The 20,887-nt window shown below is 46.2% G+C and carries 20 protein-coding genes; 9 read left to right on the top strand and 11 right to left on the bottom strand.

Going from position 1 to position 20,887, the window contains the following annotated elements; translation table 11 throughout:
* Positions 1 to 12 precede the first annotated feature (12 nt).
* Together FE296_RS18555 and FE296_RS18560 are read left to right on the top strand one after the other, a co-directional pair.
* A complete protein-coding gene (locus FE296_RS18555) occupies positions 13 to 501 on the top strand; it encodes a DUF6022 family protein (RefSeq protein WP_150365938.1) in 489 nt (162 codons plus the stop codon).
* An 86-nt stretch (positions 502 to 587) separates the two neighbouring features.
* The gene (locus tag FE296_RS18560) at positions 588 to 2,198 is read left to right on the top strand and encodes an SNF2-related protein (protein ID WP_190945341.1); all 1,611 of its coding nucleotides are present in this window, start codon (positions 588 to 590) and stop codon (positions 2,196 to 2,198) included.
* Positions 2,199 to 2,474: 276 nt separating this feature from the next.
* Here FE296_RS18560 and FE296_RS18565 read toward each other — a convergent pair whose 3' ends face one another.
* The 3 genes from FE296_RS18565 to FE296_RS18575 form a co-directional block, all read right to left on the bottom strand.
* Positions 2,475 to 2,912 (bottom strand): bacterial transcriptional activator domain-containing protein, encoded by a 438-nt coding sequence (locus tag FE296_RS18565; protein ID WP_150365940.1) that lies wholly within the window; start codon positions 2,910 to 2,912, stop codon positions 2,475 to 2,477.
* A gap of 5 nt (positions 2,913 to 2,917) precedes the next feature.
* A complete protein-coding gene (locus tag FE296_RS33805) occupies positions 2,918 to 3,343 on the bottom strand; it encodes a response regulator (protein ID WP_150365941.1) in 426 nt (141 codons plus the stop codon).
* Positions 3,344 to 3,614: 271 nt separating this feature from the next.
* Positions 3,615 to 4,220 carry a DedA family protein gene (locus FE296_RS18575; RefSeq protein WP_150365942.1) on the bottom strand — a complete coding sequence of 202 codons (606 nt, stop codon included), beginning with the start codon at positions 4,218 to 4,220 and terminating at the stop codon, positions 3,615 to 3,617.
* A 318-nt stretch (positions 4,221 to 4,538) separates the two neighbouring features.
* Here FE296_RS18575 and FE296_RS18580 point away from each other — a divergent pair, with 318 nt between their 5' ends.
* From FE296_RS18580 to FE296_RS18590, 3 genes are all read left to right on the top strand, one after another.
* The gene (locus tag FE296_RS18580) at positions 4,539 to 7,706 is read left to right on the top strand and encodes a GNAT family N-acetyltransferase (protein WP_150365943.1); all 3,168 of its coding nucleotides are present in this window, start codon (positions 4,539 to 4,541) and stop codon (positions 7,704 to 7,706) included.
* On the top strand, positions 7,693 to 8,571 hold the full coding sequence (locus tag FE296_RS18585; protein ID WP_150365944.1) for an amidohydrolase family protein: 879 nt from the start codon (positions 7,693 to 7,695) through the stop codon (positions 8,569 to 8,571). The genes FE296_RS18580 and FE296_RS18585 overlap by 14 nt, the downstream gene beginning before the upstream one ends.
* A 267-nt stretch (positions 8,572 to 8,838) precedes the next feature.
* Positions 8,839 to 10,002: an iron-containing alcohol dehydrogenase gene (locus FE296_RS18590; RefSeq protein ID WP_150365945.1), complete on the top strand. Its 1,164-nt coding sequence runs from the start codon at positions 8,839 to 8,841 to the stop codon at positions 10,000 to 10,002.
* 133 nt (positions 10,003 to 10,135) lie between these two features.
* On the opposite strand, the gene FE296_RS18595 is transcribed toward FE296_RS18590, so the two are convergent.
* Positions 10,136 to 10,558 carry a hypothetical protein gene (locus FE296_RS18595; RefSeq protein WP_150365946.1) on the bottom strand — a complete coding sequence of 141 codons (423 nt, stop codon included), beginning with the start codon at positions 10,556 to 10,558 and terminating at the stop codon, positions 10,136 to 10,138.
* Positions 10,559 to 10,832: 274 nt separating this feature from the next.
* Here FE296_RS18595 and FE296_RS18600 point away from each other — a divergent pair, with 274 nt between their 5' ends.
* Positions 10,833 to 11,885: a methyl-accepting chemotaxis protein gene (locus FE296_RS18600; protein WP_150365947.1), complete on the top strand. Its 1,053-nt coding sequence runs from the start codon at positions 10,833 to 10,835 to the stop codon at positions 11,883 to 11,885.
* 186 nt (positions 11,886 to 12,071) lie between these two features.
* On the opposite strand, the gene FE296_RS18605 is transcribed toward FE296_RS18600, so the two are convergent.
* The 7 genes from FE296_RS18605 to FE296_RS18635 form a co-directional block, all read right to left on the bottom strand.
* Positions 12,072 to 12,458, bottom strand: a complete 387-nt coding sequence (locus tag FE296_RS18605) for a RidA family protein (protein ID WP_150365948.1) — start codon at positions 12,456 to 12,458, stop codon at positions 12,072 to 12,074.
* Between the two features lie 19 nt (positions 12,459 to 12,477).
* Positions 12,478 to 13,854, bottom strand: coding sequence for an amidase (locus tag FE296_RS18610; protein ID WP_150365949.1), 1,377 nt, complete (start codon positions 13,852 to 13,854; stop codon positions 12,478 to 12,480).
* Complete coding sequence (locus tag FE296_RS18615) at positions 13,851 to 14,036, bottom strand: hypothetical protein (protein WP_124115808.1); 186 nt, start codon at positions 14,034 to 14,036, stop codon at positions 13,851 to 13,853. Before FE296_RS18615 ends, FE296_RS18610 begins: the two co-directional genes overlap by 4 nt.
* 11 nt (positions 14,037 to 14,047) lie before the next feature.
* A complete protein-coding gene (locus FE296_RS18620; RefSeq protein ID WP_150365950.1) occupies positions 14,048 to 15,076 on the bottom strand; it encodes an ABC transporter substrate-binding protein in 1,029 nt (342 codons plus the stop codon).
* 53 nt (positions 15,077 to 15,129) lie between these two features.
* Positions 15,130 to 15,996, bottom strand: coding sequence for an ABC transporter permease (locus tag FE296_RS18625; RefSeq protein ID WP_150365951.1), 867 nt, complete (start codon positions 15,994 to 15,996; stop codon positions 15,130 to 15,132).
* Positions 15,996 to 16,772, bottom strand: a complete 777-nt coding sequence (locus FE296_RS18630; RefSeq protein ID WP_124115811.1) for an ABC transporter ATP-binding protein — start codon at positions 16,770 to 16,772, stop codon at positions 15,996 to 15,998. The genes FE296_RS18625 and FE296_RS18630 overlap by 1 nt, the downstream gene beginning before the upstream one ends.
* Positions 16,773 to 17,003: 231 nt before the next feature.
* Positions 17,004 to 18,683: a PucR family transcriptional regulator gene (locus FE296_RS18635; RefSeq protein ID WP_190945342.1), complete on the bottom strand. Its 1,680-nt coding sequence runs from the start codon at positions 18,681 to 18,683 to the stop codon at positions 17,004 to 17,006.
* A 366-nt stretch (positions 18,684 to 19,049) separates the two neighbouring features.
* Here FE296_RS18635 and FE296_RS18640 point away from each other — a divergent pair, with 366 nt between their 5' ends.
* From FE296_RS18640 to FE296_RS18650, 3 genes are all read left to right on the top strand, one after another.
* Complete coding sequence (locus tag FE296_RS18640) at positions 19,050 to 19,526, top strand: hypothetical protein (protein ID WP_150365953.1); 477 nt, start codon at positions 19,050 to 19,052, stop codon at positions 19,524 to 19,526.
* 103 nt (positions 19,527 to 19,629) lie between these two features.
* Positions 19,630 to 19,968: a hypothetical protein gene (locus FE296_RS18645; protein WP_150365954.1), complete on the top strand. Its 339-nt coding sequence runs from the start codon at positions 19,630 to 19,632 to the stop codon at positions 19,966 to 19,968.
* A gap of 127 nt (positions 19,969 to 20,095) precedes the next feature.
* Positions 20,096 to 20,740: a hypothetical protein gene (locus tag FE296_RS18650; protein WP_150365955.1), complete on the top strand. Its 645-nt coding sequence runs from the start codon at positions 20,096 to 20,098 to the stop codon at positions 20,738 to 20,740.
* Positions 20,741 to 20,887: the final 147 nt, after the last annotated feature.

Below are 20,887 nucleotides of genomic sequence, written 5' to 3' on the forward strand. Positions count from 1 at the left end.
AGGAGGAATAAAATGACCTTTAATCCAGTATTCCATTACGAGATGACAATCGAGAAGATTAGCCAGGTAGGCAATCTGTATATTGAAACGGCATGGAAGCCCTTATATGATTCTATGCACGATCAACTAATGGTCGCTTTTCATGAGATAGAAGATGCTGCCTATGGGTTGTATTTAGACAAGTTGATGCCTCTACTTTTTGATGGCCTTGAGGACGCCGGCTTTGAAGCAATGGAATCACTCGATGATCATGATTTCGTTATCGGCAAATGTTTACTATTTCGAAATTCGCTAGAAAAGTGGGGAACAGAGGAAAATAGGTCCAGGTTATTTTGGAATGTTGTACGTAGTAAAAAAAGCCAACAACCTATTGGAACTTTATTGACGGAAATTCCTCATTCCCATCTGAAATTTGAGATTCCTACAGCACCTGTACTCTATTCGTTGAGGGAAATTGAGAGAGAACAGATCGTTCAAGGAATCCGACGCATTAAGGGATAGATCGAGATTGACGAGCGCAGTGCCTGCATAAAATGATTCATTGGAAGGTGGGGTTGATTGGAACGATGTATGGAAAACTAGAGCTAGTGAACGGAAGGTGGAAGTTAAGCGAAGTTCACCCACATGTTGTAATTCGCTTGAAGCAGCTGTTTCCACGCGTTGCAATGAAACAAGCGGGCACATTTTTGTTTTCGAACAGATCGAATATATGTACGGATCTTGTCTGGTTTACTCAGCGGTTTCCGATGGAGATAACTTCTGAAGACAGAGCTAAGTTATTGCGTGGCCACGATAAGTTCTTTGAGAAGAAAGCGTACTTGGAACAGATACTCACTCCTGATTATGACCCCATCTTACGCCCAGGCCTCAAACCTGGACAAAAGATTCGCCACTATCAATTACAGGCTATCGATCTGTGCTTGGAACGCCGTTCTTTGCTCCTCGGTGATGATCTTGGCCTCGGAAAGACGTACACAGCGGCTGGCATGTTGCTAGAACCGGATACACATCCCGCTGCCGTTGTCGTTCAGGCTCATCTCCAAGACCAATGGAAAGAGAAGATTGAATCCTTCACAGAGCTTATTGTTCATAAAATTGAAAGAACACGGCCGTATTCGCTTCCCGTTGCAGATGTTTATTTGTTCAAGTATAGCCAGCTTGCCGGTTGGAAGAACTTCTTTGCAGACGGCCACTTTCAATGTGTCATTTATGACGAAATCCAAGAACTTCGAACCGGTCTTACAAGTAATAAAGGAGAGGCCGCGAAAATTTTGTCCGATGCAGCAGAATTCCGGTTGGGTCTTTCGGCAACACCGATTTACAACTACGGTACTGAGATTTGGAATGTCTTACAATTCCTCGACCCCGACCTATTGGGAACCTATTCAGAGTTTATTCGGGAATGGTGCAGCAATGATCGGAAAGTTCATGACCCGGTTGTACTAGGTAGCTTCCTTCGGGAGCATAATGTCATGCTCCGGCGGACGAAAAGAGAAGTTGGCCAACAGTTGCCCCCCGTCAACCAGATCGTCGAGGTGGTCGAGCCCGATTTATCAAAGTTAAAATCGGTGAAAGCACAAGCAAAACAACTTGCCTTAAAAGCTTCTCAAGGGACATACCTGGAACGTGGCTCAGCAGCTCGTGAGCTGGACCTTTTAATGAGACAGGCAACGGGTGTGGCTAAGGCTGCAGGTGTTGCGCAGTATGCGAAACAGTTGTTGGAAGCAGGCATCCCCCTGCTTCTTGTTGGATGGCATCGCGATGTTTATGAGATATGGCTTAAGGAATTGGCAGATTATCGCCCAGCTATGTATACAGGCAGTGAGTCGGATATGCAAAAGATCGAATCCGTTAGGCGGTTTGTCCAAGGGGAGACAAATGTATTCATATTATCGTTACGTAGCGGTGCAGGATTGGACGGTTTGCAGTATTGCTGCTCGACTATATTGTTTGGAGAGTTGGATTGGTCGCCTAAGGTCCATGAGCAAATCATTGGTCGATTAAACCGTGAAGGCCAAGAGGAGAAAATCACAGTAGTATACTTAAATGCAGAGGAAGGTTCCGATCGGGTCATGCTAGACGTATTAGGCGTGAAGCATGCCCAATCGGAAGAAATAATCGACCCTCACGACCTAACGAACACTAAACCAATTCAGAAGCTAAACAGGACCCAAGCGCTTGTCAATCAGGTCCTATAAAGGAATTGAATTGTACGAACAGGTCGATGGAATGGAATTTGAAATTACAGGAGTTGATGAAGGACTTAATTTCGTGAGCTATGGTTTGCAGATCAGGACAATAATTTAGGTGTGATTGTTTAAAAACATCTTCTTTGATTATGTTCAAATCAAATAGAGCAGTTTGCAAGTTGTCAACTGCTCTATTTTTCGTTTAGCCGTTAATGAACTGGATCAGCATAGCATGACGTATGAGCAACATAAGTCTTCCAAAAATGTTGGGAAGCATCATCCAATCTACAAGTGCTTTTTCAGTTTTTCATATGTGCTGAGTTCGGTACTATGAAGGATACCGTAGTTCCCCCACCAGGTGTACTTTGTTTTTTTTTCAGGGCTCGTATCATTAAAAGTACCGGGAACCTTTGTTGGATTTGCAATACTAAGCCTGTCACTGGCCGGATTGAGACGGTTTATTTGTAAGTATGTTGTCAAAGCTTCGCTAAATTTCTGTTGATCTTCATACCACTGTCCTACACATAGAGCTGTATTAAGCCATAATTGTTTGAGTCTTTGTCGCTCTCCCTCTGCCCACCAGTAATCGTATTCTTGCAGATAATCACCTGTATAGCTGTTAATTTTCTTAAGGTAGGTTTCCAGATTGTCTTCCGAAATATCTTTAACGTCCGGAGAGGAATTCCACTCTGCTACATCCAGGATGACATTCTCTAGCTCCAATTACATTAGTCCATAGCGAGTCTACGATAAATGATTTTCGAACTAGCTGCCCTCTGTGCTGAAGTAGATACAGAAAAAGTTCCTGCGCTCTGGTGGTTCTCCATTGAATTAACGAGAAGTGGCCGTTGCAGCTCTTCAATCATGACTTGTTTGAACAACGTCATCTTAAGTGGTTTTAGAGAATCAGCGTGATTAAAGCTCATGGTATTACTATTGATTATTCGATTCATCGTTTTGGACAATCGATCGAAACGGACCGGTTTTAAAATATAATCAATGGCGTTCACTTCGAAGGCTTTTACAGCGTATTCTTGGTAGGCCGTGACAAATACAACGATCAAACCAGCTTCATGCTCCAGCAATCTTTCGGCTAACTCAATACCATACCTTATATTTATAAGTAATGTTTCTGAAGGAATGGAGGTATACATTCCAAAATGGAATTTCTGAATGAATCACTTAACATTTTAACGTAGCTACCATGTACTTTTGTAACTTGGTTTGAAATTTCATAAACTGATAAAGCCCCGCTAATCCTTAGGATCGGCGGGGCTTTGCATATGAATATACGAGTAGATTAGTACGGGTATATCATCTATCACTAGTATCTTAACAAAACATAACCACAGGCCATGTAGAGTAAGGATTTTTTTAATCATATACCAGCTACTCTACTATACAGTCCGCATTCCTCAGGCAAGCCTATGACTTGTTCAAAGCCGCTCTTCTTTTCCAACGTTTCAGAAGCACGTACAATCCAAATGCGCCCAAGAAAACGACCGCTGCCGGAACGATATAAGGCTTAACAATCTCATCCACGTGCTCCCATTGAGAGCCTAATTTGAAGCCTAAGTAAATGTACAATGATGTGATCGGAAGCATGGCCAAGAAGGTAAAGATACTGAATTTAAACACATTCATTTTCGCCATTCCACAAGGGATCGAGATCACGGTCCGAATGCCGGGGACAAAACGTCCATAGAAAGCGACCCCGCTGCCATATTTCTCGAAGAACGTATCGGAAGCGTCCAGATGGTGGGGGCGAATCAAGAAATACTTGCCGTATTTTTCGACCATCGGTCTGCCGCCGTAACGTCCCAGGGCATATAATGTCAGAGGTCCAAACGTTCCACCTACGGTACCCGCCAGTATAGCCAGCCACAGCTTCATATCTCCAAGATACACCCAATATCCCGCCATGGGCAGTACGAGTTCAGCAGGTACGAATTCAAACGACAAGGCAAGAACGAGACCTGCGTACGACAAATCTTTGAAAAAAAGTATAAATTGCGTGATCCACTCCGTCATGCTTTCCCTCCACAAATCTATCTATTTTTTATAGTTAAGAAACACTCCTCTACAAAGAGTAACAATAGCGAATAGAGCTTGTCAAAACTCACATGCATATCCGATTAAGCCCGTCACGGCGGGATATGTTAGGTCATACATAAGCGATATCTCATTCGACATGCGTTGAGCAGGCGGTTGGTCTTCGAACAAGATGAACTCCATATCACCCTGCCCCTAACACCAATATAACACTCTGAAAATGTTTCCAATTATAGTATGATAAGACTATCACTAGCTTCTTCACCATCCTATACATACAGAGAAGGAGATCAGAACATGACCGTAACTTCGATTATCGATCAAATTCACATTATTGAATACGATCCCTCTTACGCTGCCGCACTCGCGGATATGTGGAACCGCAGTAATGAGAGCTGGGGAGGTGGCACCAACCTTAGAACAGAGGAAACGGTTCGCCGCGAGATGGAGAGTTCGTCCAATCTTCACGCATTTCTAGCCGTTCATGAGAAAGAGGTTGTTGGCTTCTGCAGTTTTGCTCATTACCGCTATGATGAGAGAGCCCTATATGTACCGCTGCTTAATGTACGCCCCGACTATCACGGGTACAAGGTCGGACGCAACCTGATCCTGAATGCTGTGCGCAAGACCGTAGAGGCCGGATGGCCCCGCCTGGATCTGTTCACATGGGCAGGCAATACGAAGGCTGTACCGATGTACAAGAAATGCGGATTCTTCTGGGAGAAAAAAGATGAGAATGTGCATCTAATGAATTTCATCCCCACCATCTTGCAGACCGAAGCACTTGCTCCTTATTTCGAGGAGCTGGATTGGTATGCAGACAGCACGCGTGAACTCGTCGTCGAGCCGGATGGCCGACGGGAGCGTGGGTTTGATTTCTTTGACTATACGTGGAAAAAGGGAGAGGTCTCCCTGCGGGCTGAATTTGAAAAGTCGGGTCGCGGGCTGACTGCCCTCGAAACACCGGATTACGAAATCGCTACAGAGGTCGATGATCATGATCTGGTTTTCGGTTCCAGCTACAAGGTTCGCTATCGCATTAATAACACTTCTGCGTCTGAACTGGCGATCGAAATCAAGGGTCAGGATAACAAAAACATTCGATTTGCGCTAGACGTTGCACGAGCAGTTGCTCCGGGAGAAACCATTACCGTGGAAGGTGAGTTTCACCTTGATCCGATTACAGAGGAACAGAATAACAATAAGACCCATCCCGTTGTTGCCAGCACATGGCTGATCGGTGGTAAGAAAGCGGAGTTCAGGTTAGGTATTGCCCCGAAATTCCCGGCCAAGATCAAGACCGTTTTGCCGGTGAAGGAGCTCTATCCAGGTATCCCGGCGGAGTTGATTTTGAATGTGGAAAATAATGTGGATGCAGAAACAGAGTTCAGCCTGAACCTGCCTGAGGATGAATTCCTTGAATGGGCGGAGCGTTCGATACGCTTTACGGTGCCAGCCAAAGGCAAAGTGTCTGTGCCAGTAACCTTCACCTTGCGTTCATATAGTCTATATTTCCAAGAAGTAGAAGTGACGGCTGTCCCCGTGGGGAACCATGCGATATCTTTTACAAGCAAAATTTCTGTCCTGATGAAGGGGATCGAGGGCAAATATGGCGGGCAAATTGAGGATCAATGGGTGGCCGTCAATGGCGCATTCTCGCTCCATATGAACAAGCATGATAACGTCATGTGGATTGAATATCCCGGTTCCCGTCATTCATTCTGGTGGACTTATCCGAAGCTGGGTAAGCCGTTTGCCGAAGAGTTATCCAAGAAACAAGCCAAAGAAGTGAATATTTATCCCGAAGGGGAACGTCAGGTTCTTGAAGCGCTGTATGACTCTGAGGATTTCCCGGGCGTACAGATTAAGTCCGTGGTCAAGCTGTCTGCGAATGGAATCGCCGAATTCTACCACGAGGTTGAAAATACACGAGATACCGCCTGGGAAGAGGACCTGTATCTAATGAATAACTTCGGGTTCTATGGTAACAGGTTGATCCTTCCTTATCAGGGGCGCTTCGTGGATATGGGCGATGATTATGCGGGTGATCCGAACCATTGGAATAGCTCACAGATTACGGAGAACTGGCTGTTCTGCAAAGAAGAGTATGGCGCGTGCGGCATCTATTGGGACCCTTCCCTGAAGCTGCTTCGTCCGGAATACACGCTGGGGTTGCAGCATGAACTGGGACGTTTGGAGGCAGGGACTGTAGCACGAACCAAGGAAACGGTGTTTGCTCTGAACACTTTTGCCAAATGGCATGATTTCCGTGCATTTGCCAGGAAGCAGCGTAACCCGGTCATTCCATTGCTGGACAGTCATCTGGATCTGACACTCAGTGAGGGGAATCCATTTGCCCCAGATCTGCTGCAAGCAACCTTGACTGAACATAAACTGGTTCCGCTTGCGGGCAACCTGGAGCTGTATGTACAGCAGGGTAGCGAACCGGAGGTTATGGCAAAAGCGAAGGAATTCAATCCGGAGCAGAATCTAAACTCCGCCAAACTGACATTTTCACCGGACGAAGTGGATCGCCAACAGCACGTGAGTGGTTGGAAAGTTCGTGGGCTATACCGGGGCGAAGATCGGATTCAGGTGCGAACGGCGCTTTGGTTCCCGCAGACCGGAACAGAGGTGAGGCAGAAGATTGAAGAAGGTTCTTCGGGACCTGTATACACTGTAGACAATGGCGTATTGTCGATCGCCGTTGCTCCAGAATTCGGCAGTGTCGTACACTCACTGAAAGTTGCAGGCGAAGAATGGCTGGACAGCTCGTACCCTGAACCGGCTCCACGCTCATGGTGGAATCCGTGGTACGGCGGGTTGGGAGTGGCGATCCCGGGCATGAATGGTTTCAGCCGCCAGTTGGAACAGAGAGTCGCTTCCTGGACAGAGCAGAAGGATCAATACGGTAACGTCTGGAAGGGTATTAAGCTGACTACCCGGATTGAGAAGCATGAAGCGAATCGGGGAATCACAATTCACCAGCATTATCTGATGCTGCCGGGTGTTCCTGTGCTCTGCACGCTGCTTGCGGTGACAAACGAAAGTGGCCTGACGCTGACGGATTACTCGCTTGCGGAGGAACGTTTCCTCCAGCCTTCATCTGTATTTGCGGAAGGTTGGATCGAACAACCGGGCAAAGATCGATTCCCATTAGGCAAAGTAGATGTGGGCCTGCCACTGGAAGACCTTTTGCGAGTCGGATCGGTTTCGCGTGAAAACATGCTGCATGCGGTCCATCGTTACCCGAACCAGAGTGCTTGGGCTTTTGCCAATAATCAGGTGACGGGGCTGCACGTGAATCATCATCTGACACTTCATCACGGGGAGACGGTCTGGACGGAGCCGACATATCTTGTCCTGGGACCCATCCCGCTGAGTTCAGCGGATGTGCATGACCTTCTGAAACTGAATTTTGTAAATTCTACCGATGAAAAGGAGGCTTCACATGCCGATCATTGATATTCACATTCATCTGTCGGACATCGAGAGCTTTCACCGAACAGCAATCGATCTGTCCAAAGTGGATTACTCAGCCGCAGGTCTTAAAGCGGAGTTTGATAAAAACGACGTCATTCTAGGCATTGGAATGGGGGTTACGGAGCAGACGAAGGGAGCGTTCCCGGATTCCAGTTCCCCCAACCCGATGGGGCTGGATTTGGAAGAAAAGGTTCCGTCATTCCTCATGGAATGCGTGGGCATTAATCCTAATGCGCTAGACAGTAAACACGCTCAGGACGAGCTGGACCGGATTGAAGCTAGACTGCAATCCCCTGAGGTAGCCGGAATCAAACTCTACGCAGGATACTATCATCACTATGTGTATGACAAAATCTACACCCCTGTCTATGAACTCGCAGCCAAGTATAACTTGCCTGTCGTCATTCATACGGGAGACACGTACTCCATGAACGGGCTACTCAAGTATTCGCATCCACTGACCGTGGATGAATTGGCCTTTCAGCAACGCGGTGTGAACTTCATGATCTGCCATCTGGGTGATCCCTGGGTGATGGATGCAGCTGAAGTGGTGGCGAAGAATCCGAACGTTTATGCGGATTTGTCTGGTCTGGTGGTGGGGGATCGGCCTCATTTTGAACGCTTCATGAACGAGCCTTTGTTCATGGATCATTTCCGCCGGGCCTTGGTCTACTCGGATCATTACGAGAAAATGCTTTTTGGCACAGACTGGCCGCTTGCGCCCATCGATCTGTACGCGGAATTCGTCCGCCGGCTTGTACCGGAGCAGCATCATGATAAAGTCTTCTACGAGAATGCCTTTGGGCTGTTTCCGCGAATTGGACAGCGGATTGCCGATCTGGGTTAAAAGGGAAGTAATGAAACTTTAATATTTGAGGGAATATCATGCGTGTATGTCATTCAAGAAAGCATGCGATGTTCACGCTGAATCCCTGCCGTATAAGCTCCTGCCACTTTGCTGGCAGGAGCTTTTTGGTTTCAGGAACACCGTATCTATCTCTGACAGACTTCATACTCATCTTATCTCCTTCTTGCCTGTATTTGTTTTTACGAATAAAGAGAACTATAATGATGGATGCACAAAATTTCAGACTTCTTTGGAGGAACATACGTAATGAGATCTTTTCAGTTTTATAATCCGACCCGGCTGATTTTTGGCAAAGGGCAACTTCAAGCACTACAGACCGAAGTTCCAAAGTACGGAAAACGTATTTTGCTTGTATATGGTGGTGGAAGCATTAAACGCAGCGGGCTGTACGATCAGGTAATCAGCCAGTTGAATGCAATCGGAGCAGAGGTTACAGAACTGTCCGGTGTAGAACCGAACCCACGTCTGTCTACGGTTCACAAGGGTGTAGCGTTATGCAGAACACATGATATTGATTTGGTTCTTGCGGTTGGCGGCGGCAGTGTGCTTGACTGTGGTAAAGCCATCGCAGTAGGGGCCAAATACGATGGAGACATGTGGGATGTTGTTGTGCGCGAAGCAACTCCGCAAGGCGGACTTCCACTGGGTACAATTCTGACGATGGCAGCGACAGGTTCCGAGATGAATAACGGTTCAGTGATTACGAATCAGGATACGCAGGAGAAATGGGCATGGTTCAGCGAATATTCTTTCCCAGCGTTCTCGATTCTTGATCCGGTAAACACATTTACCGTACCACTGGATCAGACTGTATACGGTATGGTGGACATGATGTCGCATGTGTTTGAACATTATTTCCATCTGGATACAAATACACCGGTTCAGCTTGGATTCTGTGAGACGATTCTTCGTACCGTCATCGATACTGCCCCTCTCCTGATCAAAGATCCGGAAAACTATGAACTGCGCGAAACCATTCTCTACTGCGGAACAATGGCGCTTAATGATGTTCTGAATATGGGGCTTGCCGGAGACTGGGCATCTCACAATATTGAACATGCTGTGTCGGCCGTGTATGACATTCCTCATGGGGGAGGCCTTGCGATTCTGTTCCCGCACTGGATGAAGCATAATCTGGATGTGGATGTAGATCGATTCAAACGTATGGCCGTTAATGTATTTGATATCAATCCTAATGGAAAATCAGACAAACAAGTGGCTGAAGAAGGCATCGAAGCCCTGCGTAATTTCTGGACTTCGATTGGTGCTCCTAGCCGTCTGGCTGACTATGACATCGACGACAGTCAGATTGACGCGATGGCTGATAAAGCGATGCGATTCGGTCCGTTCGGATTCTTCAAGAAATTGCAGCGTGAAGATGTCGTGCAAATCTATCAAGCCGCACTGTAATTGGAAATTCACTTATATAGTGAATATAATAAACAAGGACCTTCCTGTACTTCTGAGGAAAGTCCTTGTTTTTATTTTAACATCATCTATTGTACGTTCAACGGTATATTCCAGATCATATCTTGCGAGCACTTTAAGATTGTTCAACCGCTTCATCATTGCCACCAGTATACATCCGTTTCAGATACAACTTGCTTGGACGGTGCAAGAGCACGATGAGCAGGGCGAAGAGATGAATCAGGATAAACAGGTTACTTTCATTGGGAATAGCAACAAGTAGCGCCAAACTTAGAAATGTCACGGCGAGCTTGAACTTTCTCTTGGTGATGAATATAACGGCGAGCAGGCTTGGTCCAATCATAAACAACATTCTGCCTATGATTACGCCAGAAGCGTAAGCCAGATCATCTCCTTTGCGTGAGAAAGCAAGATAGGCCTCCATGTTCTGGTTAAAATCGATGAGGAACACAATAAAGGACACAATCACGTAGATCAATTTTACACTCAATAAAATGCGTACGACATTTAAAAGTGTGGGTAATGCTGTTTTTACCATACCACTTCTCCTCTTCTACTTCGAACCTATAACCTCAGATTCTCCTGGTTGTCATCTCGCGAAGGACCTTCCTGCTTAAGATACACCTTGCTGGGCTTGTGGAGCAACAGACAGAGCAACATGAAGATGTGAAACAAGACAAGGGAATTCTGAAAGAACACAATGCCAAACAATAGAGCCTGGCTCATGAACGTAATGGTTAGCTTATAGCTTCGTCTTCTGCTCCATACGATGGTCAGAATCGGGGGACGATATGTATTACAGACATTAATCGATGTTGATGTCATATTTTGTATTAACCCAAAGTCTACATTTTCCAATCGTCAACACCGGCCTTGGACCTACAGTTATCTACTTCCGAAGCAGCTTCAATACCATGGCCGAGGGGAACAAACAGCTGATCTCCAGCATGAACCATTCCATCGGCATCCTGAATATAAGTACATCCGAGCTGGAAAAGTCCACTCAGCAAACCTCGACCACTATTGCCGAAACAACGACAACAGCATTTGAGATTTCACGAGCTATGGAGTCCCAGGCGAACGATACGGAAGCCATTGTGGACAAATTCATGAATGTTGGTAACAAGATTGAGAACGTAAATGAGATGTCGCAGTCCGTTATGCTCAAGGCAGATGAAATTACGGATGCATTCAAAAATAATCATGAAGTTATCGATGCACTCATTGCGGTGAACGGGCAGAACGAGATTGAAGTTGGCAACATCTCCAAAATTACAGTGCAACTCGCTGAAAGCTCCTCGGGCATTCACCAGATCACAGGTACGATTGCCGAAATTGCGAATCAGACGAAATTACTTGCGCTGAATGCTTCCATTGAGGCTGCAAGAGCGGGTGAGCAAGGGCGCGGCTTTGCCGTGGTCGCTTCCGAGATTCGCAAGTTGGCAGAGCAGACGACAGCGCAATCGGAGGATATCAACCGAATTGTCATGCAGACAATTAATCACGTGGAGCAGAATAACCGAAGTGTTCAGGCTATTGAGGAGATAGCGGAACAGCATAAGAGCAGTGTTAGCCAGACCAAGGAGAAATTCAATTTTGTCACCCAGAATATGAATGAGATGATGAGCCAGGTCCAGGCCATTGCCACGGAGATCCAATCCATTGAACGTGATAAGGATGACGTCATTGGAGCTGCACAGAATCTGTCCGCTTCTGGTGAAGAAGTATCCGCGTCTGTGGAAGAAGTCACAGCGACGATGCAGGAGCAGTCCGGTATGACAGAACGTTTGGCAGATATGGTGCAGAGAATTGATGGACTGACCAAACAACTTGCCGAAGAATCATCCCGCTTCAAAATAAAGTAGCATAGCAGCCTGCGTAGTGAGAAGCAGTAAGTATAGCTAGTCTGTGAGACACAGCGTAGAATTTCTTCGGTTTACACAGTTAAATGAATACGAAAGAAACCCGTTTCTCATAAGAGAACCGAGTTTCTCCGACAATGTGAGCATCTGTACCTATCGTAGGGTACAGATGCTTTTTTGTGTGATGTGCTACTCTCCCCGAACGGATGGCGCATACGCCAGCACTTCCATTTCAATTAAATAAGGACCTAACCCGCTGAATACGGTAATACGGGCGGGATAGGGCTGTTTAATCATTTGCGCATATACTTCGTTGTATTTGGGCTGATCCTCCACTCGTGCCAGATGAGTCGTTACCTTCACGATATGATCCAGTGTAAGTCCGGCTTCTTGCAGGATCACCTCAATATTGCGAATGCACTGCTCAGTCTGCTCCTTAATGCCGCCGATAGGCTCAAGGGTCTGTGGATCAACGCCTACCTGACCTGCGACGTAGACCATATCTCCTGCACGGACAGCGTGGGAGAAAGGAAGTGGGAACTTGGGTGCTGTACTGGCATGTATGATGGTAGACATAGAAGTTATCATTCCTTTCCTAGTGAGGGTGTATATTGGTTGTTAACTGATGCCAGTTTGTAGCCTGCTGATATTGATGGGCGATGCACAACAAGCGGTCTTCTCTCATGAGTGGGCCGACAAGCTGCATGCCGACAGGCAATGGCTTTCCTGAGGAAGGATCAAACCCAATGGGAACGGTAATGGAAGGTAGTCCTGTATTGGTAAAAGGCCCGTTGAAAATCGGACTACCGGTCTTGTAGCCATAGGGGGCCACATACGGCGTTGATGGAGTCAATAACACATCCACTTCATCGAAAAGCATCATCATCTCGCTGCGGAATATCGTTCGAATGCGCTGTGCCTGCAAATAATCAACAGCACTCGTTTGAAAGCCGAGTTCAAGCTGCTCCCGCATCGTGTGACCGTAGCGATCGGAGGCTTCCGCAAAGCGTTCCTGATGGAAGGCGGCAGCTTCTGCCCGCATAACCGTACGATGAGCAGCAATGGTCTCTTCCATATAAGCAGGCAGATCAACTTTCTTCCATTGCATGCCCAGCTTCTCAAGTACAGCGAGTGCCGACTCTACCGCTAACAAGATCGCCGGTTCATCGGTCTGGAAGAAGTTGCTCGGAAGCCCGATCACCATTCCTGAAATAGGATGCTCAAGAGCGCTTGTTAAGTCTGGCTTGCCGTGAGGAAGTGTGAAGGAGTCCAGCTCATCCTGCCCGGCCATCGCTTCCAGAACGATTGCGTTATCTTGTGCGGATCGAGTGAAGGCGCCAATATGATCCAGACTCCAACTGGCTGTGATGACACCGTTACGGCTAACCCTGCCGTAAGTTGGCTTCATACAGGTTAATCCATTGTAAGCTGCGGGTCTGAGCAGAGATCCAAAGGTCTGCGTTCCGAGAGTGAAGGAGGCCATACCAGCCGCTACAGCAGCGGCGGAGCCTGAACTGGAACCACCTGGGGTGTGCTCCAGATTCCACGGGTTGCGGGTTGGGGGTTCTCCTCCCTGAAAGGCGTATTCCGTCGTTGTTGTCTTGCCGAGCAGGATAGCGCCTGCAGCGTGTAGCTTATCTATCACAGTAGCATTCGTCTCTGGTACGAAGTCAGGATAGGTATTTGATCCAGCCGAGGTGCGTATGCCAGCGGTATGGATAATGTCTTTGGCTCCATAAGGAATGCCATGCAGAGGACCGAGATATTCGCCATTCATCAGCTTGCGCTCAGACTCTCTTGCGGCCTGCAAGGCTTGTTCCGCGGTAACCGTAACGAAGGCTTGCACAGCAGGCTCTACGTGCTCAATGCGATTCAAATAGGATTTCGTAAGCTCAACAGGAGATATTGTCTTGTTTTTAATCAATGTTGCGGCTTCCGTAATCGTCAGCTCGTTCAGTGGTTTCGTAATCATCGCAGAGGCACCCTCCTATGCGGAGCATTGGGGCCGACTTCTTCTGGCAATTTGAAACCTCGAATCAGCTCCAAGTCGGCTGTAAATAGAGCAAGCTCCTCACTCGTAATAACTCCGTTCGTGTATTTCGCACTTTCCGTACGGCGGTGTGTGAGATAGTCGTCTTGGTTCAGAGTAATCAACCTTTCTCTCTCTATTTGGTGAAGCTTGAATCGATAATATCTTCGTAAGCGAGTTCTTCCTTCAGATTGCCGATGAAGCGCTGCATATCGATTGCGGTGTTAAAAGCTGATTCGTTGATGAGCCCCTCAGCAGGGTATACCTTGCTGTCGATCATGCGTTGTACGGCTTGCTCCACGACGTTTTTGTCCAGATTCGGGAATTCCTTCACAGCGACTGCTTTGGCACCATCAGGATTGGATTGAATATAGTCCAGGGCTTGCTCGATAGAGGTGACGAAGCGCTGGGTGAGGTCAGGATTCTCCTCAATGAAGCTTGCGGTTGTATTCATCGTTGCAAAGGCGAAGTCAGGATAATCTTTCGTGAAATCATGGACAATGTGCAGCCCCTCAGCAACGCCTTGATCCAGTTGGGGTTCATAAACGATAGCAATATCGGCTTTGCCGGCTAATACAGCACCAAGTTCGGAGCCATTCTGAACCTCAGTGATCGTCACATCCTTGTCGATATCAATGTTGTTGTCAGCGAAAAGCTTCCGCAGTAAGCTGTTGGAGCTTGTAGGTGCCAAGCCTACTACGATGGTCTTACCCTTGAAGTCCTCTGTGGTGTTTACCGTTACTCCTTCTCGTGCAACCGCCCATACTGGAGCGCTGCCGGATAGAAGGACCAGTGAGCGAGCATCTCCGCCCTTCGCATTAGCGAATGCGACATGCTCAGGACCGTGGAAGGAAAATGCGGACTCGCCTGAGATGACCGAAGACAATGCTGTTGGTCCACTTCCGGCAGCACGGATGGAAGATAGCTCAATGCGATTCTCCTTTAGAAAACCTTGGTTGTTCGCTACATACAAGGGAAGATAGAGCAGATTGTGATACACCTCGGACACCATGATTTTATCCACCTTCGCAGCATCTTGCCCCTCATTACTGGATGTACCTCCGCCACTTGCAGGTGTTGTGGCATTGCTTCCGCATGCACTGAGTAGTGCGCTCAATATCACCGTCATCGTTGCCAGAATAGCTATCTTTTTGAATGTACGCATTAGTCATCAGGCCCCTTTAATGGTTGTAGTTAAGTTAGTCGTTGTGGGTCAGCTTAGACAGATGTAGATTTGTTGCTGGTTTTGTTGTCATTCCATGGGAGGAGACGAGATTCGATATAACCGACACAGGTGTAAAGGAGCATGGCAACCAGCATCAGCATGAACACGCCAACCCATACGGCTGGAAGGTTGAACAGGTTGCCTTCGACGAATACCATATGTCCGAGTCCTTTGTCAGAAGAGATAAACTCTCCGCCTACAACAGACACCAGTGCCAATCCGATATTGATCCGGAAGGCTGAGATAATCCATGGCAGAGAGGAGGGAACGATAATTTTGCGGAAAATCTGTGATTTCTTTGCACCGAAGGATTTCATCAGATTAATCTGGGATTCGTCGATCTGATGAGTCGCTTGGTAGGCGGATAATAGCGCTACGATAAACGTTGCGACAGAGGCGAGAGCAATCTTGGAGAAGATGCCTGAACCGAACCAGATAATAATCATGGGGGCAAGGGCAATTTTCGGGATACCGTTCATGGCTACAATGAAGGGATCGAGTACACGGGCAACAGATTTGGAATACCACATGAGTAATCCTGCCAACGAGCCGATTAAGCTTCCTGCTACGAAGCCGATAACAGTGGCATTCACCGTTGCGAAAGCGTCTTTGAGCAGTTGCCCTGAGCTGGCCATCGTGATGGCGGCATCCAGAATGGCGCTCGGTGATCCCATGAGGAATCCGTTGATGAGCTTCAATCGAACGGCGGATTCCCAGATCACCAGGATGACTGCAACAATAATGAATCGCCACAGCATTGTTACCAGCCATTCTTTGGAGAATGTGGACTGTCTGCGTTTGCTCATCACAACTCCGGCAGGCTTTCCGGCAAGGGTAATTTCAGGTGATGTGCTCTTCATTAGCTGATCCTCCCCATTTGGATATCAAGCTCTGACCAGATCGATTCAAAATATTGCTTGAACTTCTGGTCGGAGCGGGCTTTCAGTGCTGAGCCATACTGAGAAGCGAGACCAATATCGTAGACCTGTTTCACGGTTGTTGGTCTTTTGCTCATAACGGCAATACGGTCGGAGATGGCGATGGCTTCCTCAATGTCATGCGTGATAAGCACGCCTGTCTTGCCCTCGGATTTCAGGATAGACAAGATTTCATCTTCCAGAATGAGTCTGGTCTGATAATCAAGTGCGGAGAAGGGTTCGTCCAGTAATATAATATCGGGCTGGGTAACGAGGGTACGTATGAGGGCTACACGTTGGCGCATACCGCCTGATAGTGTGGAGGGATAGGCTTCTGCGAATGAAGCCAGGCCATAACGATCCAGATAATCCATGGCAATATCGCTGCGATCTTTTTTGGACATGCCCTTCACTTCCAAGCCTAGCGTGACATTGTCCAAGATGCTTCTCCAAGGCAGCAGCAGATCCTTCTGCATCATATAGCCGACATGCCCGGTGGTCTGATCAATCTCTTCGCCACAGACGATAACCTTGCCATTCGTTGGCTTAAGCAGACCCGCGATAATATTGAAGATCGTACTCTTGCCACAGCCGCTCGGTCCCACGATACTGAAGAACTCCTGCTTCTTGATTTGCATCGAAACCTCAGCGAGTACCTGAATATCTTCTCCGGTTGCACTGACAAATGATTTGGATACGCCTTGTATCTGTATAGCCATGATAGGTAACCCCTTTCCTACAGCCTGATGATGGTTTGTTTCTTGACGTGAATTGATGTTAATTAAAATGACATTAATTAATATATCCCTAATCATATAGACTGTGAGTTCTGTTGTCATTAGTTACTTTGAACATAAAAATACAATTAAATCAGTTAAAATGAACAATTGAAGATTGGATATGAAAAGAAAAACAAAAGAACGTGTCATTATACATGACACGTTCTCGATTCAAGACGTATGATTAACTTCACTGGGAGGTGGATTAAGCTTCAGAAGGGACTCAAGTGCAAAGGCGAGTCGGAAGCGAAGACTCTCCATCGGGTCCTTGATGTTTCTGCCGGTGAGTTTCTCACATTTCTCCAACCGATAGATCACTGTATTGCGATGTACAAACAGCTCTTTCGCTGTATCCACGATCTGGCAATGATTCTCATAGAAGGAGGACAAGGTCTTCATAAGCTCGCTGCGCTCGTTTGGATCTCGGCCTTCGAAGGGTTTAAAGGTTTCTTGATGAAACTGTAACATTTCATCGTGGGGAATCATACGCAGCAGGCGACTTATATCCATCGTCTGATAGGAATGGGCGAAGCGGGTCTTTCGCATCTGATAGCCGGATTGAAGTGCCTTGACTGCTTCTTTATAGGAGAGTCCAATATCCAATACATTCGTGTAGGGATTACCTATTCCGAAGGATAGGCTGAGCTGAGACTCCGAATACAGATTGTGCGCCATCCGCTCAAGCTGCTGAACAACGGTGTGTTCGTCCCAAGACGATTCGGCCAAAAAGACGAGTATGCCGAACTGGTCATTCTTCGTGAACATGACAAAAGAAAGATCCAGTTTGGTGAACTCCTGCTTAATTAGCTCGTAATTAGCGTCTCGTTCCGAGATGAACCGCTCTTCTCCTGAGGGAGTGAGAATGTGATTAGGTTTGTTCGTTAAAGGTTCATCCATCTTGGCGATGATGAGAACGGAACTTCCTTTTGCCTGCAGCCCGTATTTCTTGCCGCGATGCAGCGCTTCTTGTTCCGAACGAATGAAGCCTTGAATGAGATCGGAGAAATATTCATTTTTGTAACGGCGGGAACGCTCCTTGACCGCTTGCTTCTTGGTTAACTCCAGACCGATTACATTGACGGCTTGCTCCAGAGCCAGAGTGGAGAGCTTAGAGCTTGCGGAACTGTTGTATCGTGCGATCAAATAGCCCTCGTGCCGATCCGTGAAGATGGGATGGAACTCGGCGTGTCGATATTTCTCGGCGGTAAGCAGACAGATGGAGATTGCAGTATGGAAGGAAGGGTGCTCATCTATAAATGTCAGTAAGGGTGCGGCGAGAGACTTGTCATCCATCTGTTCTGCATAATGGGAACTGGCCGTAATCTGCTTCTTGGAGCCAAGCAGCAGTACAGGTGAGGATAACAACTGAGACAACGTATCTACGATAGAGGGGATGCCTTTTCCTTGCATCACCATCGTGGAAAATTGCTTGTGAATAGACAAGGCATAGTGGAGCTCATGGGTTTTGTTCTGTAGGATAGCACTGATCGAATGTTGAAATATTTCACCGAGTGTATTGTCTATCTCAGACAGCTCAATGATCGGGAAGCCCAGCCTGTCTGCTGTCTCGAGCAGTTGCGGAGATAATTCAAGAGAGAAGCGCTGTGTCTTGACAGCAAGCGCCGCACAACCAATCGCATGCATGTCAGTAATGAATCCAAGATGAGCTTCGGGTCGGTCTTTCAGGATATAACCGTTGGTCAGCAGCATATCTCCGGGTTTCAGGAATTGTACAATATCTGGCGCGTCCATAATATTAATCGATTGCACCAAGCGATCGAGGCCACGATGTCCGGCAATAACCTTTGCTTTGGAGAGAATGGGGATAGTCAATAACTGTTGCAGATCCATCTTCAACCCACCGCTTTCATCATAATATGTTATAAAATCTAACATTAAGTGAGGTGGGCGTAAAGAAGAGTTTGGATAAAGAGGCTAAAGGATAACGAATTTTTAAGCATATTGTACAAAGTGCTGAGGTGGATTAGGTGTGTTTCTATTACAATGCGTGAAGTAAAGTTACATAAGATAAGGAGTATCCACAGCGGCCTGATTCGGTGATCATCGGATGCTGTCGATAGCCTTCGGAAATCCAAGGTAAACAAATTTCTCATAAATATAAAAACTTTCCAATAATTCAATGCGTTATACTAAATAGATATAAAGAAAATTTGATCGCTATTACCAACTCTATCACTAAAAAGGGGTTCTCGAACCATGAAAGGAAAAGGATTAGTATCGCTTCTACTTGCCAGTGTTGTTGCTAGTTCTATTTTAGTTGCATCGACTACGACTGCAGAAAGAGTCGTAGCCCGAACTCCGATGAAAGCCGCAACTGAGTACTTTGATGCTTACATTGCTAAGGATGTAGAGGGGATGATGTTCTATGCTAAAGATACAAACTATTTGGATGAGAAGAGTCGTGAAGAAGGATATGTAAAGGACTTGAAGACCAATCCAACTACAGGGTATGAAATTGTGGAAAGCAAACAAATCAATACGGATGAAGTTCAACTTTATGTCGTTCAAAAGTATGCAGGACAAGACTATGAACAGTCACCGCCACTCCCATATAAAATTTTCAAAAGCGGAAATGGATGGAAGGTTTTAGTAGAGCCACTAGAAATCAATACATGGACAGGTGAAGTCACGAAAGGTACACCGATTCACGCTATGCAGTATACAGATCATTAGTTGTTGTATCTGTCTTCTACTAAAACGTAGGCCCACTTGAACTAGAAGGCAATGGATATATGAATGCATACTATAGAAACGATTGAGGAGTGAGTGACATCCAATGAAAAAATTATTGGTTAGTACGGCATCGATAATGACTGTTTCGGCAGTGGCTGCTTTAAGTATTTATGCTGGTCATCATAATGATGATGCTGAAGCAGATAACCCAAACTATCCAGATTTTGGTCCAGCGGTAAAATTATCAGCAGAGGAAATAAATAGAGCTTTAGAAAATGTCAGTGGTATAACGACTTCTTTTGGAACATTTGAAAGGGTAACCGAGAAAGACCCCTACATTACCGAGAAGGAAACGGTTGATAACTTAGATGATTTAACGGCCGATACCAAACAGATTCTTTCTCACGGTAATTATTTTGTGAAAAGCGAATCAGAGGAATAATATTGTCATAAAAGGAAGTTAGGAAAGGCGGTGTAAAAATGCCAGCTACTTGGACATTTAGTGCATTTAGGACAAGAGACATTCTCCCTTATAAGAAAATAATCTTATACTAGGAGCTGTTCATACTATGAAAATTTCAGACCGACTATTAAGACAATATTTAGATCATGTTTATTGGATATGTGGAGGCCCTTGCGGCGGAAAAAGCACGATGACTAATTTGCTTTCTTCAAAATGGAATATGAATTATTATTCTTCAGATGACCACACGTTCGATTATCAAAAAAAGGCTAATCCACAGGATCATCCAGCAATTTTGCGACATTTCATTGATTGGGAATGGTTCTTTTTAGGACGAGGGAATGATAGAAATCACTGGTTAAATTCCGTGTTTGACGAAAGTGTGGAGTTTATCATCTTGGATTTGTTACAGATGGGGAAAGAGAAGCCAATCGTAGTAGATACTTTTATGGAACCTGCTTATCTAAGGGAGATTTCTGACCCAAACCGAGTTATTTATATGTTTGCAGAAGATGACCTCATTCGAGCAGATTATCTGGATCGAGATCATCTGAGAGGCATGGAAGATTTGTTTCCTAGTTTATCAGATCCACAACGTGCACGGGACGAAACATTAAACACAGTGGTTAGAGCATCGAATCATTATCTGCAACAAGCAGAGCAGTATCAATTAAAATGGTTTATGAGAACATCCCAGTCCAATAAAGAGCAGATGTTATTAGAAGTTGAAAGGCATTTCGGTTTTAAATGATACTGAAGTGTTAATGATATCAGTCCCAGTCGTCATTTGTTACACTAAGGGAATACGATAGCTCAATAAACCACAGAAAGTAGCGATTAACCTAATCGGCTGCTTTTGTTCAGGTGATGGGCAATACTTTAATTGACTAAACCATTT

This window comes from Paenibacillus sp. UASWS1643, assembly GCF_008693195.1.
GTDB lineage: Bacteria > Bacillota > Bacilli > Paenibacillales > Paenibacillaceae > Paenibacillus > Paenibacillus amylolyticus_B.

Coding starts and splice junctions, on each gene's coding strand:
- FE296_RS18555 (WP_150365938.1), top strand. CDS start 13: ATGACCTTTAATCCAGTATTCCATTACGAGATGACAATCGAGAAGATT.
- FE296_RS33805 (WP_150365941.1), bottom strand. CDS start 3,343: ATGTATACCTCCATTCCTTCAGAAACATTACTTATAAATATAAGGTAT.
- FE296_RS18575 (WP_150365942.1), bottom strand. CDS start 4,220: ATGACGGAGTGGATCACGCAATTTATACTTTTTTTCAAAGATTTGTCG.
- FE296_RS18580 (WP_150365943.1), top strand. CDS start 4,539: ATGACCGTAACTTCGATTATCGATCAAATTCACATTATTGAATACGAT.
- FE296_RS18585 (WP_150365944.1), top strand. CDS start 7,693: ATGCCGATCATTGATATTCACATTCATCTGTCGGACATCGAGAGCTTT.
- FE296_RS18590 (WP_150365945.1), top strand. CDS start 8,839: ATGAGATCTTTTCAGTTTTATAATCCGACCCGGCTGATTTTTGGCAAA.
- FE296_RS18595 (WP_150365946.1), bottom strand. CDS start 10,558: ATGGTAAAAACAGCATTACCCACACTTTTAAATGTCGTACGCATTTTA.
- FE296_RS18600 (WP_150365947.1), top strand. CDS start 10,833: ATGTTGATGTCATATTTTGTATTAACCCAAAGTCTACATTTTCCAATC.
- FE296_RS18605 (WP_150365948.1), bottom strand. CDS start 12,458: ATGTCTACCATCATACATGCCAGTACAGCACCCAAGTTCCCACTTCCT.
- FE296_RS18610 (WP_150365949.1), bottom strand. CDS start 13,854: ATGATTACGAAACCACTGAACGAGCTGACGATTACGGAAGCCGCAACA.
- FE296_RS18620 (WP_150365950.1), bottom strand. CDS start 15,076: ATGCGTACATTCAAAAAGATAGCTATTCTGGCAACGATGACGGTGATA.
- FE296_RS18625 (WP_150365951.1), bottom strand. CDS start 15,996: ATGAAGAGCACATCACCTGAAATTACCCTTGCCGGAAAGCCTGCCGGA.
- FE296_RS18630 (WP_124115811.1), bottom strand. CDS start 16,772: ATGGCTATACAGATACAAGGCGTATCCAAATCATTTGTCAGTGCAACC.
- FE296_RS18635 (WP_190945342.1), bottom strand. CDS start 18,683: ATGGATCTGCAACAGTTATTGACTATCCCCATTCTCTCCAAAGCAAAG.
- FE296_RS18640 (WP_150365953.1), top strand. CDS start 19,050: ATGAAAGGAAAAGGATTAGTATCGCTTCTACTTGCCAGTGTTGTTGCT.
- FE296_RS18645 (WP_150365954.1), top strand. CDS start 19,630: ATGAAAAAATTATTGGTTAGTACGGCATCGATAATGACTGTTTCGGCA.
- FE296_RS18650 (WP_150365955.1), top strand. CDS start 20,096: ATGAAAATTTCAGACCGACTATTAAGACAATATTTAGATCATGTTTAT.